This window comes from Bradyrhizobium sp. 132 (genome assembly GCF_023074185.1).
Lineage (GTDB): Bacteria > Pseudomonadota > Alphaproteobacteria > Rhizobiales > Xanthobacteraceae > Bradyrhizobium.
The window spans coordinates 94,431-108,445 of sequence record NZ_JADPKY010000071.1; the positions used below are offsets into that span (position 1 = coordinate 94,431).

At 63.5% G+C, this 14,015-nt stretch carries 16 protein-coding genes; 7 read left to right on the forward strand and 9 right to left on the reverse strand.

What is annotated here, in order from left to right:
* From IVA74_RS11600 to IVA74_RS11610, 3 genes are all read right to left on the reverse strand, one after another.
* Entirely contained in the window at nt 1-252 is a 252-nt protein-coding gene (locus IVA74_RS11600; protein WP_247343141.1) for a hypothetical protein, read from the reverse strand.
* Nucleotides 253-275: 23 nt separating this feature from the next.
* Nucleotides 276-494, reverse strand: a complete 219-nt coding sequence (locus tag IVA74_RS11605; protein ID WP_247343144.1) for a hypothetical protein — start codon at nt 492-494, stop codon at nt 276-278.
* Between the two features lie 116 nt (nt 495-610).
* Nucleotides 611-817 carry a DUF465 domain-containing protein gene (locus IVA74_RS11610; protein WP_247343148.1) on the reverse strand — a complete coding sequence of 69 codons (207 nt, stop codon included), beginning with the start codon at nt 815-817 and terminating at the stop codon, nt 611-613.
* 334 nt (nt 818-1,151) lie between these two features.
* On the opposite strand from IVA74_RS11610, the gene IVA74_RS11615 reads away from it, so the two are divergent.
* A complete protein-coding gene (locus IVA74_RS11615) occupies nt 1,152-1,331 on the forward strand; it encodes a DUF465 domain-containing protein (RefSeq protein WP_247343151.1) in 180 nt (59 codons plus the stop codon).
* 92 nt (nt 1,332-1,423) lie between these two features.
* Here the strand turns inward: IVA74_RS11615 and IVA74_RS11620 are convergent, their stop codons facing one another.
* Complete coding sequence (locus tag IVA74_RS11620) at nt 1,424-2,539, reverse strand: NAD(P)/FAD-dependent oxidoreductase (protein WP_247343154.1); 1,116 nt, start codon at nt 2,537-2,539, stop codon at nt 1,424-1,426.
* 202 nt (nt 2,540-2,741) lie between these two features.
* Here IVA74_RS11620 and IVA74_RS11625 point away from each other — a divergent pair, with 202 nt between their 5' ends.
* Entirely contained in the window at nt 2,742-5,429 is a 2,688-nt protein-coding gene (locus IVA74_RS11625) for an EAL domain-containing protein (RefSeq protein WP_247343157.1), read from the forward strand.
* A gap of 35 nt (nt 5,430-5,464) precedes the next feature.
* Entirely contained in the window at nt 5,465-6,925 is a 1,461-nt protein-coding gene (locus IVA74_RS11630; RefSeq protein WP_247343326.1) for a glycerol-3-phosphate dehydrogenase, read from the forward strand.
* On the opposite strand, the gene IVA74_RS11635 is transcribed toward IVA74_RS11630, so the two are convergent.
* A complete protein-coding gene (locus IVA74_RS11635) occupies nt 6,922-7,224 on the reverse strand; it encodes a type II toxin-antitoxin system RelE/ParE family toxin (RefSeq protein WP_247343160.1) in 303 nt (100 codons plus the stop codon). The genes IVA74_RS11630 and IVA74_RS11635 overlap by 4 nt on opposite strands.
* Complete coding sequence (locus IVA74_RS11640) at nt 7,221-7,451, reverse strand: hypothetical protein (RefSeq protein WP_247343162.1); 231 nt, start codon at nt 7,449-7,451, stop codon at nt 7,221-7,223. Before IVA74_RS11640 ends, IVA74_RS11635 begins: the two co-directional genes overlap by 4 nt.
* Before the next feature lie 123 nt (nt 7,452-7,574).
* On the opposite strand from IVA74_RS11640, the gene IVA74_RS11645 reads away from it, so the two are divergent.
* The 4 genes from IVA74_RS11645 to IVA74_RS11660 are packed head-to-tail and all read left to right on the forward strand — an operon-like array spanning nt 7,575 to nt 10,736.
* Complete coding sequence (locus tag IVA74_RS11645; protein ID WP_247343165.1) at nt 7,575-8,747, forward strand: ABC transporter ATP-binding protein; 1,173 nt, start codon at nt 7,575-7,577, stop codon at nt 8,745-8,747.
* Nucleotides 8,744-9,658, forward strand: coding sequence for an ABC transporter permease (locus tag IVA74_RS11650; RefSeq protein WP_247343167.1), 915 nt, complete (start codon nt 8,744-8,746; stop codon nt 9,656-9,658). Before IVA74_RS11645 ends, IVA74_RS11650 begins: the two co-directional genes overlap by 4 nt.
* A 4-nt stretch (nt 9,659-9,662) precedes the next feature.
* Entirely contained in the window at nt 9,663-10,475 is an 813-nt protein-coding gene (locus tag IVA74_RS11655; protein WP_247343170.1) for an ABC transporter permease subunit, read from the forward strand.
* 18 nt (nt 10,476-10,493) lie between these two features.
* Nucleotides 10,494-10,736 carry a hypothetical protein gene (locus tag IVA74_RS11660; RefSeq protein ID WP_247343172.1) on the forward strand — a complete coding sequence of 81 codons (243 nt, stop codon included), beginning with the start codon at nt 10,494-10,496 and terminating at the stop codon, nt 10,734-10,736.
* Nucleotides 10,737-10,784: 48 nt separating this feature from the next.
* Here IVA74_RS11660 and IVA74_RS11665 read toward each other — a convergent pair whose 3' ends face one another.
* From IVA74_RS11665 to IVA74_RS11675, 3 genes are all read right to left on the reverse strand, one after another.
* The gene (locus tag IVA74_RS11665; protein WP_247343175.1) at nt 10,785-11,636 is read right to left on the reverse strand and encodes a carbohydrate ABC transporter permease; all 852 of its coding nucleotides are present in this window, start codon (nt 11,634-11,636) and stop codon (nt 10,785-10,787) included.
* A complete protein-coding gene (locus tag IVA74_RS11670) occupies nt 11,633-12,505 on the reverse strand; it encodes a sugar ABC transporter permease (protein WP_247343177.1) in 873 nt (290 codons plus the stop codon). Before IVA74_RS11670 ends, IVA74_RS11665 begins: the two co-directional genes overlap by 4 nt.
* Nucleotides 12,506-12,600: 95 nt before the next feature.
* Nucleotides 12,601-13,986, reverse strand: coding sequence for an ABC transporter substrate-binding protein (locus IVA74_RS11675; protein ID WP_247343179.1), 1,386 nt, complete (start codon nt 13,984-13,986; stop codon nt 12,601-12,603).
* Between the last annotated feature and the right edge of the window lie 29 nt (nt 13,987-14,015).

Below are 14,015 nucleotides of genomic sequence, written 5' to 3' on the forward strand. Positions count from 1 at the left end.
TCAGAGCGTGCCGAGGTCTTCCGGTACATTGCCGAAGCGGCGGAGCAGTTTGGCGTCACCGAATTCGCCGGTCATGGGATTGCCGCTGCGGCTGAACGCGACCGCGCCGATGTGGCCGGCGCTGTGCGACATAATTTCGGCGCGCCGTAACGCGGCCGCCGAGGTCTGGCATTCTTCGGCCGCACCTGCGACCGGCGATCCGTCGTCGTCGGTCAGGAAGGGTAATGCTACGTAATAGGTGACATCGGACATGGTCGGCTCCGATAGCTGACAGCTCAGGCGGCGCTGCTCTTGCTCCGCATCGTGCTGCGTGAGGACTCCGGAATGCAGCCGGCGGAAATCGCCGCCCGCAATTCTTCGAGCTCGGCCTCCAGATATTCATTGGCCATGATCAGCGCCTTGATGGTGCTGCGCAGATTGCCGTCGCACATGGCGATCGCCTGATCGCAGGCTTGTTCATAATGGCTGTTGTCGAGAAGGGCGGTTGCCGTCATCTGCGTTTTCCTTGGCATTTTCCTGGGGCGCTCGGTGCCAAAATGTTCTTATTTTGTTCCTTTGGAGTCAAGCGGATTCACGTGCGGCGGGCCGCCGCAAAGCCATTCCCTGTGGATCAGGCGATGATGTCCGGCGTGATCTGATCTTCGATGAACGCGATACGGTCGCGCAACAACAGCTTGCGTTTCTTCAGCCGCTGTAACCGCAACAGGTCGGGGGCGGGCGATTGATGCAGTGCATCGATCGCCGCATCGAGATCTCGGTGTTCCTGGTGCAACCGGGCGAGCTCGGATTCGAGTTCGCGCTCGTCTTCATTGGTCATGTTTGCGGTGGCCGAAAAACCGATAGGCGTGAGAGAGATTAAGGCTGTGGATGCCCTGTGGAAATTATCGTCCTTGCGCGGCGTGATCGCAAGCGATCTGCGACCGTCGCTCGCCGATCTCCCGCGACATATTTCTGCGGCTTGCGACGGCGCTGCGCAAGCACGTTGATATCATGGATTTTTCCCGCGTGGTTCCCTTGCTCACGCTTCGTTACATATGAATTTTCAAAAATGACGGTGCGACGACGGATACCCATCGACAGAACGAATCGGTGATGTAGACTTCCTTGTCCGGATCGAATCCTAAAGGTTCAAACTACCGAGGAGGTTTCGAATGACAATTCAGGCACATCTCGTTGAATTGGAGCGGAAGCACAAAGTTCTCGAAAACGAACTGCACGAAGCTCTCGTGCACCTTTCAACAGACGACCTGCAAATTGTTGAGTTGAAGCGCCGGAAGTTGATGGTCAAGGACCAGATCGAGCGTCTCAGGCACGGCGACACGCTCCACTAGTAACCCCGTAATAGCGTAAAATTGATCGTACCCTTTCACGCAGGGGTGAGAGCCTGTGCGCTCATCCTTGCGGCAAGGTGCGCGCCGCGCAATCATTGCGCGAGACCGAGCCCTGCGAGTTCGGCGACGTGATCCGCGATCGCGAGCGATGACGTCAATCCGGGCGACTCGATGCCGAACAGATTGACCAGGCCTTCGACGCCGTGATCGCGCGGGCCCTGCATCAAGAAATCCTGCGTGGCCACCGCCGGCGGCACGATCTTCGGGCGGATGCCCGAATAGCTCGGCATGAGCGCGTCGTCAGGCAGCGTCGGCCAGTATTTGCGGATCGCCGGGTAGAAGCGCTCGGCGCGTGACGGGTCGACCTCGTAGTCGATCGTCTCGATCCATTCGACGTCAGGGCCGAAGCGTGCCTGCCCTGCCATGTCCAGCGTCAGGTGCACCCCTAGCCCGCCGGGCTCGGGCACCGGATAGATCAGGCGCGAGAACGGCGCCATCGCATTGCAGCTGAAGTAGTTTCCCTTGGCGAGATAGGCCCGCGGAATCCGGTCCAGCGGCATGCCGTCGATGTTGCGCGCTACCGTGGTCGCCGAGAGCCCCGCGGCGTTGACGAGGAGGCTGCATTGCAGCGTCATCGGCGCTTCGCCGCCCGCTTCGATCTCGATGACGCCGGCGGTCGCCTTGGCGCGGATCAGCGGGGTGTGAAACGCGAAGGCCGCACCCGCGTCCTCGGCTTCACCGCGTAGCGAGAGCATGTAGGCGTGGCTGTCGATGATGCCGGTCGACGGGGACAGCAGCGCGGCATCGCAGGCAAGCGCCGGCTCCAGCGCGCATGCCGCCTCGCCCGTGAGCAGCTGCATGTCGAGCACGCCATTGGCTTCGGCATGCGCCTTGATCGATTGCAGCTTCTCGGTCTCTTTCGGATTGGTCGCGACGATCAGCTTGCCGCAATTTCTGTGCGGGATGCCGCGCTCGGAGCAGTAGCGGTAGAGCGCGTGCTTGCCGTCGACGCACATGCGCGCCATCCAGCTCCCGGCGCGGTAGTAGATGCCGGCATGGATCACCTCGCTGTTGCGCGAGGAGGTGATGGTGCCGATGGCCTCGGCTTCCTCGAGCACGATCACCTCGCGCCCGGCTTGCGCCAGCTTTCGAGCCACCGCGAGCCCGACCACGCCGGCTCCGATGACGACGCAGTCGACCCTATCCATGGCTGTGCAGGACGTCCGCTCGAAGCGAAGGAGGCCTCAGGCCTGGGGAGGACGGCGCGGGGGCGTTTTCCGTTAAGGAGGCATTTATCATGTCAGGGCAATTGCCGTATTTGGCGTCACATTTTTCCGTTGCACGTACAGGCGTTTACCCGATCCAAACCGGCGAGACCAGACAATCCGACGTTGAAATCGCGGGTGGCTGATGGCTGAGAAGAACTGGCACGTGGGCAGCACGCTTCCGATTGCGGTGCAGGCCGTCGTGTGCCTGGCCGCAGCGGTCGCGCCTGCGCGCGCCTTTGCCCTCTCCGACAGCTTCGCCCCGCCGAGCTATCTCGGCGAGCTCAATCCCAACGTGATCTGGGAAGCCTTGATCGCGGGTGTCGTCATCTGCTCGTTCCTCGCCGCGATCGTGCTGTGGATCCATTCCTCGCTGCGCCGGACCAGGCGTCTGCAGCTGCGGCGCAATGCCTTCATCTCCTCCGCCATGAACAATCTCAACCAGGGCGTGGTGATGACGGATGCGCAGCGGCGCGTCATCTTCTGCAACGACCGCTATCTCGAGATTTACGGCCTCGGCCGCTCAGAGCTCTGGTCGGGCATGACGGGACCCGACATCCTCGCCTTGCGGCGCAAGCGTGGCGTCCTCGGAGTCGCCTCCGACGACGAATTCTACGAAAAGGCGGCAAGCACCAACGGCTTGATCACCGAACTGCCGGACGGGCGGGCCATCCTGGTAAAATATTTCGTGCTGCCCAACGGCGGCTCGGTGGCGACGCATCTGGACGTTAGCGAGCAGCGTAGGCTGTCGCGGCAGCTCGCCTCCACCAAGCAGTTCCTGGAAACGGTGCTGGACAACGTGCCGGCCTGCGTGGCCGCGAAGAGCATCGAGGATGGCCGCTACATCTTCGCCAACAGCGCCTATGAGCGCTTCTGGGGATTTTCGCGGGACCAGGTTGTCGGCAAGAACGCGCGCGAGCTGTTCGGGCCGAATTCGGCGGCCAGCATCGAGGCGACCGATCGGGCGGCGCTCATCGCGCCCGCCGGCCAGTACCGCAACGAATTCGAGGTCGAGCGCGGCGCGACCCAGCGCATGGTGGCCTCGATCCGGATCGTGGTCCGCAACGAGAGCAACAAGCCTGAATTCCTGCTGGTGGTGTTCGAGGACATCACCGACCGCCGCTCGCTGTCGCAGGAGCTGGAGAGCACGAAGAAGTTTTTGGAACTCGTGGTCGACAACATCCCGGTGGCGCTGATCGTCGAGCAGGTCAAGGACGGCCGCTATCTGCTCGCCAACCGCAGCGCGGAGACGATCCTGAACCGCAGACGCGAGGACGCCACGGGCCTGACCGCGTCCGACATCTTCAATCCCAAGGAAGCCAAGCTGATCATCGCGCGCGACGAAGCCGCGATCAAGAAGCGCGGGATGATCACCGAAGAGCATCCGATCTCGACCAAGGACGGCCTGCGACTGTTCCTCACCCGTCGCGCCACCGTGCTGAGCGACGCCGGCGAGCCGCAATATCTGATCAAGACTCACGAGGACGTCACCGATCGCCGGCAGACCGAGTCGCGCATGGCGCACATGGCCTATCATGACGGCCTCACCGATTTGCCGAGCCGTGCCGCTTTCTTGCAGGCGCTGACCCAGATGATCGAGGCCTGCGAAGGCACCGGCGAGGAGTTCGCGGTTCTGTGCGTCGACCTCGACGGTCTCAAGGAGGTCAACGACGTCTTCGGTCATGCGCACGGCGACAAGCTTCTGGTCGAGGTGGCCCAGCGGCTCCAGGACTCCGCGCGCGGCGGCGTGGTGGCGCGCCTGTCTGGCGACGAGTTCGGCCTGATCATCGATGGCAAACAACCTGAGGCAGGTCTCGCGCTGGCGCAGCAGATCGGTGATGCCGTCGCCAAGGAATTCCAGATCGACGGCCGCCCGGTCCGCGCCGGTGTCACCACGGGCATGTCGATCTTCCCGCACAACGGCGCCGACGGCGCCTCGCTGCTCGCCAATGCCGGCGCGGCGCTGTTCCGCGCCAAGCAGAAGTCGCGCGGCACGATCAGCCTCTTCCAGCCGGAGATGGACCAGCAGATCCGCGATCGCCGCGTGCTGCATCAGGACCTCTCGATGGCGATCAAGAACGGCGAGCTTTCGCTCGCCTTCCAGCCGCAGGGCGCCACGGGCCACAGCGTCGTCGAGAGCGAGATCATCGGCTTCGAGGCATTGGCGCGCTGGCAGCATCCGGTGCGCGGCCAGGTCTCCCCGGCCGAATTCATCCCGATCGCGGAGGAAAGCGGCCTCATCGTCGAGATGGGCGAGTGGATCCTGCGCGAGGCCTGCCGCGAGGCGGCGTCCTGGCCGAAGCCGCTCCAGGTCGCGGTCAATCTGTCTCCGGCGCAGTTCATGCACGGCGACGTGGTCGGGCTGGTCCATTCGATCCTGATCGAGACGGGTCTCGCACCCGGCCGGCTCGAGCTCGAAATCACCGAGGGCGTGCTGATCGAGGACTTTGATCGCGGACTTGCGCTGCTGCGCCGGCTGAAAGCGCTTGGCGTACGCATCTCGATGGACGATTTCGGCAGCGGTTATTCCTCGCTGAGCTATCTCCAGGCGTTCCCGTTCGACAAGATCAAGATCGATCGCGCCTTCATCATCAATCTCGGCCGCAACCCGCAATCGGCGGCGATCGTGCGCGCGGTGATCGATCTCGGCCATGGCCTGGAAATGTCGATCGTCGCCGAGGGCGTCGAGACGCTCGAACAGCTCGCCTTTCTCGCCGAGGAAGGATGTGACGGCGTGCAGGGCTATCTGCTCGGCAAGCCCCTGCCGATCGGGAAATATGCCGGCCTCGTCGGCCGCGCCGAAGTCATGGAGCTTGCGCTCAAGACCGGCTAGAGATGGCGAGCGTTTCGCTCCTTCTCGACGGCTTCATGGCGGATTACGACCTTGCGATCATCGGTGGCGGCCTGAACGGTGTCAGCCTCGCGCGCGATGCCGCCGGCCGCGGCCTGCGGGTCATCCTGTTGGAGCAGGGCGATCTGGGCGGCGCGGCATCGTCGGCAACGCCGCGGCTGATCCACGGCGATCTGTCGGTCCTGGAACGGCGCGGCTTCCGGCGGGTGCGCCGGGCGCTCGCCGAGCGCCGGACCTGGCTCCGGATCGCGCCGCATCTGGTCCGGCCGATGCGCTTCGTAATACCGGCGCATTCCGATGAGCGTCCGCCATGGCTGCTGCGCGCCGGCCTGTTCCTCTACGACAGCCTCACGAGCCGGAGCGGCCTGCCGGCGGCGACCACGCTCGACATCACGCATCATCCGGTCGGCAACGCGCTGAAACGACCGTTCGGCACGGCCTTCGAATATTCGGACTGCGTCGTCGACGATTCCCGCCTGGTGGTGCTCACGGCCCTGGATGCGGCCGAGCGTGGCGCTGCGATCCGGACCGGGGCACGCTGCGTGCGCGCCGATCGAACCGACACATGGCGGCTCGCGGTGGTCGATCGCGGCCATCGCCGCACGATCACGGCCCGGGCGCTGGCCAACGCCACCGGCGGCTGGACCTCGATGGTCGCGGAGACCGTGCTGCGGCAGCCGCAACCCGCCATGGCGGCGATGCAGATGAGCCAGATCGTCGTCCCGCGGCTGTTTGATTCCGATAACGTCTACGTTTTCCAGAACAGCGATGACCGGCTGATCTTCGCGAGCCCCTTCGAGCGCGACTTCACGCTGATCGGCACGATCACGCACGATTTCACCGGCGATCCCGCGATCGTCGCGATGCCGGGGGCCGACGTCGGCTATCTCTGCGAAGCGGCCAGTCGCTATTTCCGCGAGCAGGTCGCCCCGACCGACGTGGTGCGCGTGGTCTCCGGCGTCAACCTGACGCTGGCGTCCGCGCGCCGGCGTGACGGCACGACGCTGTTCCACGCGCGGCGGCGCAAGGCGCCGCTGATCACGATGTTCGGCGGCGACGTCACCACCTCGCGCCTGCGCGCGGAGCGGGCAGTGACGAAGTTGACGCCGTTCTATCCGATGTCGCCGCCCTGGACCGCAGGCGAGGCGCTGCCGGGCGGAGATTTCGCCTGGGATCGTTTCGATACCGAGGTCGATCTCGCGCGTGACCGCTGGCGCTTTCTCTCGGAGCCGCAGACCCAGCGCCTGGTGGCGGCTTATGGTTCGCGCCTATCAGCGGTGCTCGGCGAAGCGAACAGCCGTGACGATCTCGGCCCGGCTTTCGGCCCTGAGCTGACCGGCGCCGAGGTACGCTATCTCATGACCCACGAATGGGCGCGCTTTCCCGAGGACATCCTGTGGCGCCGCTCCAAGCTCGGCCTGACGATGCCCGCGGCGGACCGCGATGCGCTGGCGGCGTTCATGGCGAACCTGAACTAATCAGAGCCGCGCGTGCCGGGCATCCTGCCGGGATCGCGAGCACCATGGCGGATGGCGTGGATGATGATCTCCTGGCTCCGAATCTCGTAGAAAACGAGAAACGGGTGGGGCGTTGTGGTTAGCCTCCGGATATCCGGATCGTCTGTTCGCAGGCCGATCTCAGGATGCGCCAGCAGCAGGCCGACCACGTCCTGAATGCGCTTTTGGACACGTGCTGCTCCCCGCGGTGACGTCGCTGAGATGTAGGTTAGAATCGAATCGAGATCGGCCAGCGCCGGAAGCGTATAGCGGATATTCACAGGCCGTGTTTGGCCCAGGTCGCGCGGACTTGAGCCTCGGTTGCGAATTCGCCTCGCTTTGCAGCCTCCTTGGACGCGGCAATCGCCGACCGCTCGTCATCCGAGAGGATGACGGGGGCGGCCCCTTCCGCGCCGGCGAGCTGCATCACAATTCGGGCGATGTTATCCTGCGCGTCCGCCGGCAGACTGCGTGCGATTTTCAGGGCTTGATCCAGCAGCTTTGTCATCTCTGTAACCTTACGCCATTTGGGGGCTAGCATGAAGACCAATTCGGGCCGATCCGCCCCGACCCGGTTGAGGTAGGGGTGATCGGCCGCTAGCGTGCGGCGGAATCGGGGTTGGCGGGGACCATGACTGACAAGTTGCCCAGAACGAATGCCACGGCCAAGGCGGCCCGCGGGGACGCGCACCCGGCGGCCGGCGAGCCGCTGCTGCGCATCGAGGGCGTTGCCAAGACATTCGGGACGTTCCGCGCCGTGGACGGCGTGTCGCTCGACATCAAGGCCGGCGAGTTTTTCGCGCTGCTCGGACCCAGCGGCTGCGGCAAGACCACGCTGCTGCGCATGCTCGCCGGCTTCGAGGCCCCGGACGAAGGGCGCATCCTGCTCGGCGGCAAGGACATCGCACAGGCGCTGCCGCATGAGCGGCCGATCAACATGATGTTCCAGAACTACGCGCTGTTTCCGCATCTCGCGGTGCGCGACAACATCGCCTTCGGCCTGAAGCGCGCCGGCATGGCGCGCGGCGAGATCGCCACGCGTGTGGCGGAAATGGTCGCGCTGGTGAAGCTCGAAGGGCTGGAGAAGCGCAAGCCCGATCAGCTCTCGGGCGGCCAGCGCCAGCGCGTGGCGTTGGCGCGTGCACTGGCGCGACGCCCGCAGCTCCTCCTGCTCGACGAGCCGCTCGCGGCGCTCGACAAGAAGCTGCGCGAAAACACGCAAGGCGAGCTGATGGAGCTTCAGCGTCGGCTCGGCATGACCTTCATCATCGTCACCCACGATCAGGAGGAGGCGATGACGATGGCGAGCCGGATCGGCGTGATGAGGGACGGCAAGCTCGCGCAGGTCGCGAGTCCCCGCGAGCTCTACGAGGCTCCGCATTCGCGCTGGATCGCGGAGTTCGTCGGCGACGTCAATCTGTTCGACGGTGAGTTCAAGCTGCGCGACGGTCATCAACTGGTGATCGCCACGCAAGGTGCGGGCACGCTGGTGGTCGCCGAGCCGCGGGAACGGGTGGGCGAGAGCCATTTGTCGGTGGCTATTCGCCCCGAGAAGGTGAAGCTGTCCCGCCGCGGCCCGGTGGGCGAGATCGGCCATGCGGTGGCGATCAACAGTCTGGACGGCGTGATCGCCGACATCTGCTATCTCGGCGGCACCACCACTTACAAGGTGAAGCTGGACGCCGGTGGGATGATGCAGGCTGCAGTCGCCAACAGCGCGCGCCTGGACATCGATGCCTACAGCCTGAACCAGCATGTCGTCGCCTGGTTCACGCCCGACGACTGTGTGGTGCTGCCGTCATGAGCGCGCGCCGCATTTTTGCGCGACCGGCTCGCCTTGCCGCCATCATGCCCTATGTCTGGATGGTGCTGTTCTTCCTGGTGCCGTTCGGCTTCGTGCTGAAGATCAGCCTGTCGCAGACGGCGATCGCGCAGCCGCCTTACGAGCCGGTGTTCGACCTGACGCAAGGATGGGAGGCGCTGAAGGCCGCCTTTGCCGCGCTGTCTGTCGACAATTTCAGGCTGCTCGCCTCCGACGACATCTACATGTTCGCCTATGTGCGTAGCCTCACCGTCGCCGTCACCGCGACCGCGCTGTTGCTCCTGATCGGCTATCCCATCGCCTACGGGATGGCGCGGTTGCCGACGCGCTGGCAGGCGGTGGCGATGGTGCTGGTGATCGTGCCGTTCTGGACCTCGTTCCTGATCCGGATCTATGCCTGGATCAACATCCTCCAGCATGACGGCCTGCTCAACCAGATCCTGCTGGCGCTGCATCTGGTCAGCCAGCCGGTGGTATGGCTCTCCACCGACAGCGCGATGTATATCGGCATCGTCTATTCCTACCTGCCCTTCATGATCCTGCCGCTCTACGCCACGCTCGCCAAGATGGAGCCGGTGCTGGAGGAGGCCGCCTCCGATCTCGGCGCGCCGCCCTGGCAGGTGTTCTGGCTCGTCACCTTCCCGCTGTCGCTCCCTGGCGTCGGTGCCGGCGTGCTGCTGTGCTTCATCCCCATCGTCGGCGAGTTCGTCATCCCTGATCTCTTGGCCGGCTCCAATTCGCTGATGATCGGCCAGACGTTGTGGCTCGAATTCTTTACCAACAAGGACTGGCCGGTCGCCTCCGCCGCAGCCATCGTGCTGCTGGTGGTGCTGCTGGCGCCGCTGCTGCTGTACGAACGGCTCCAGAAGCGGCAGCTGGAACAGGGGAGGTGAGTCGATGCGCAAGATCTCCCGCCTATCCCGTTTCAACATCGCCTCGCTCACACTGGGTCTGGCGTTCCTTTATCTGCCGATTCTCATCCTCGTCATCTATTCCTTCAACGCCTCGCGGCTGGTGACGGTCTGGGGCGGCTGGTCGCTGCGCTGGTATCAGGAGCTCTTCAGCGACCGCGCCATGATCGAGGCGGCCTGGATGAGCCTGCGGGTCGCGATCTCCTCGGCGACCATTGCGACCCTGCTCGGCACGCTCGCGGCTGTGGCGCTGTCACGCGGCGAGCGTTTTCGCGGCCGCACGCTGTTTTCCGGCATGCTCTATGCGCCGCTGGTGATGCCGGAGGTGATCGCCGGGTTGTCGCTGCTGCTGCTGTTCGTGGCGCTGAACGCCGAGCGCGGCTTCTGGACCGTGACGATCGCGCACACCACGCTGACGATGTGCTTCGTCGCCGTCGTCGTGCAGTCCCGGCTCGGCTCACTTGATCGCTCGCTGGAAGAGGCCGCCATGGATCTCGGCTGCGATCCCGTCCGCGCCTTTCTGGCAGTGACGTTGCCGCTGATCGTCCCCGCGATCGTCGCCGGCTGGATGCTGGCCTTTACGCTATCGCTGGACGATCTCGTGATCGCGAGCTTCACCACAGGGCCCGGTTCGGCGACCCTGCCGATCCGGATCTACTCGGAGGTGAGGCTGGGGGTGAAGCCCGAGATCAATGCCATCTGCACGCTGGTGATAGGCCTGATCGCGGTGGTCATCGTCATCGCCTCGCTCGCCTCGAAACTGTCGAGCTCGCAGGGCGAGAGCGCGGCGCCATTGTAGTCTCATAGGAGAGTGACGATGAACCGCGCGGAAAAATGTCGTCAACTTGAGGAGGCTCTGACAAATCTGGTTGGGTCGATATCATCTCAACTCTCTCGCCGAGACCGTGAGCTACTGACTGAGTTTATCGAGAATCGAGAATTTGGCGTCGCGCTGGAATGGCTGCACTCGTCAATCATAGGAAATGATCTTCGGCCCTCTTCGGGCCAGCAACTTGAAATTCAACGATTGACGGCAGCGATGAATATCGACCTGTCGTAGCCGCTGCCCACGACAGGTATTCGGGTCGATGATCGCGCGAGATCGAGATTACGACTTCACCGCGCCCGCCGTGAGCCCGCCCACCATGTAGCGGCGGAAGGCGTAGTAGATCGCGGCCGGTGGCAGCGCGTAGATGAAGCCGGTCGTCATCAACAGCTCCCACGGCGAGTCGTCGGCGGCGAGGAAGTTGCCGAGCGCGACGGGGAGGGTGATCTCGCGGTCGTTCGAGAGCAGCAGGAACGCGTAGAGGTATTCGTTCCAGGCGAGCAGCACCGCATAGGTGCCGATCGCGACCAGCGAGGGCATCATCAACGGCAAATAGACCAGGCGGAAGATCTGGAGGGTGGTCGCGCCGTCCATTACGGCGGCCTCGTCCAACTCGACCGGCAGCTTGTCGGAGGCCTGCTTGAGCACCCAGATCGCGTAAGGGCTGGCGATCGTCACCATGGCCAGGATCAGCGACCAATGATTGTTGAGCAGGCCGTAATTGCCCATGGTGCGGTACATCGGCACCGCGAGGAAGGCCGCCGGGATGAAGTAGGTGAACAGCGCGAGGTTCATCACGATGCGCCCGCCGGGCACGCGCAGGCGCGAGATCGAGAACGCCGCCGCGGTCGCGATGACCAGTGTCAGCACGCCGACGGCCGCCGCGATCACCAGCGAATTCCAGAACTGCACGTAGAAGTCGCGCAGGAAATAATGCTGCTGCTTGAACACGATTTCGAAGTTGTGCAGCGTCGGATGATCCGGCCACAGTTTGCCCGAGAACGCGTCCTCCTTCGGCGAGATCGCGAACAGGAACATGTGATAGATCGGTATCATCGTCCACAGGAAGACGGGAATGCCGATCAGGAGCAGCCGCGATTCGGTCGCGACATCGCGTAGAGAGGGAAGCTTCATCGCGACAACCGTTTCATCATGAAATACATCAGCGGGAGGACGAACGGTACCGCGCAGACGATTGAGGCCATCGCGAGCGAGAGCTGGTCGAGCCGGAGATAGCGGATGCCGAGCGTCGACAACACGTGCGTGAGGTCGGCCGGGCCGCCGCCGGTGAGCAGATAGACGCTGTTGAAGTCGCCGAGCGTCCAGATCATCGAGAGCAGTGTGCAGGTGATGTAGAGCGTCTGCAGCGACGGCCAGGTAATGTAACGGAATTTCTGCCACCAGCTCGCGCCGTCGACCTCTGCGGCCTCGAACAGATCTTGCGCGATCGCAAGGCGTCCGGTCATCAGAATCAGCGTCCAGAACGGCAGCGACTTCCAGATGTGGACGCCGATCGCCATGGTCAGCGCCACGGTCGGGTCGTTCAGCCAATTCGGGCCGTCATCGCCAGTCAAGGAGAAGATGAAGTGGTTCACCATGCCCCATTCGGGGTTGAACATGAAGCGCACCGACAGAATGGTCGGGATCGACGGCACTGCCCAGGGCAGGATGAAGATCACCGAGAGCCATTTGATCCAGGTGCGCTGCTGGGCGAAGAAGCCGGACAGGAACAGCGCGATCAGCATCTTGATGTTGATGCCGATGAGCAGGAAGATCAGCGTGTTGACGGCTGCGCGCGCGAAGATCGGGTCGTTGTAGAGCGCGACATAATTGGACGGGGCCCGCGCCAGCCATAGCCCGTAACCGACGGGGTAGACGACGAAGGCGAGGAAAACGAGCAAATAGGGTGCGAGCAGCACGATGCCCCAGATTTGCGGCGGGGTCAGCCGCGACGACAAGGGCGGTGCAGGGATCGACTGATCGCCAGAGAGCGTAATCGCCATTCTTTTCCGACTCTTCAAAGAGTTGCCGGCCGCGAAACGCGGCCGGTGTTATTCTTATACCTTCCCACGCAGAGCGGGGAGAGGGGTGGGATGAATTAACCCGCGACCTGCTTGATGCGGACGATCAGCTCGTCGACGGCCTTGTCGACCGGCACCTTCTCGCTGACCACCCGGTTCATAGCCTTGGCCCAGACGTTCTCGTTGTTCAGAATCGTGAACTTCCAGTTCTTGGTGAAGTCGAACGGCGCGGTGCCGCCCGTGAACTGGGCATAGACCGCCTTGCGGTGCTTGTCGGCCTGCCAGAACGGGCTGGCCTGGCTTTCCTTCGTCACCGGGAACCAGCGGCCGAGCGCGCCCTCGATATAGGGGCGAACGTTCTCTTCCTGGAGCAGGAAGCTGATGAACTGCTTGGCCTCGGCCTTGTTCTTGGCCGCGGTGAAGACCAGCCCGGTCTTGACGTCGGAGCGGTAGCGAATGGTTGAACCATCCGGTGCCTTGGGGAAGGACGCCGTCACGATGTCCTGCTCGTAAGCCTTCTTGCCGGCGTCGCGCTGGTCCTGCGTGAGAGCCTGGTTCTGGGAATCTTCGTACCATTTCGCCGCGATCGAGATCGTGAAGTTGTGGGTCATCACGATGGTCTTGTTGTGGAAGGCGACGTTGTTGTCCGGATCCTTCCAGGTCGTGGAGGACGGCGGCGTGCAACCTTTGATGTAGGTGTCGGTGTAGTCCTTAAGCGCCTTGATCAGGTTCTCGCGAACCTTGGGATCGTCGACCGTGAGCTTGCCGTCGTCGTCGACCAGCTTGACGTGGTAGGCGTCCATGAAGGTGTAGAACGACTGAAAGGCATCGGTGGATTCCACGCCCATCGGCTGGCCGACGCCATAGATGCGCTGGCCGGTGGCTTTACGGATCCCCGGTTGCACCTTGTCGCACCAGAACGTCCAGTAACCTGCCCAGTCGGTCGGGATGTCGGCGAGCTTGAAGCCGGCCTTCTCCAGCATGTCGTTCCAGATCTCGACATGCATGCTCTGCTGCTTCAGCGGGAAGCCGTAATAGGCTTTCTTCTTGGTGACGTCGTTATAGAGGATCGACGCATCCAGCGTGTTCTGCACGAACCGGCCCTTGATCGGCTCCATCACGTCCGTGAGGTCCTCGAGCTTGCCCTCATAGGCCCACTTGCCCTGCGCCTGCACGTCATAGGAATCGGAATAGGCGACATCGGGCACGGTGCCGGCATCGAGCGCGGCGACCGTCTTCGGAATCATGTCCTGGATCGCGTACTGCGACAATTCGACCTTGATGCCAGTCTTGGCTTCGAACTTCTTGATCGTTTCGAGCAGCGCGTCGTCTTCGGAACGGTAGAAGCCCTTGCCCCACCAGACCGTAATCGTCTTCTGCTGCGCAAATGCGGGTGCAGCGGCTGCAAGCAGCCCGGCCGCAGCGACCGCCAATGATACTGCGCCAATAACCTTGGATTTCACGTTTATCTCCCTCAAACGGCCGGTGTTTT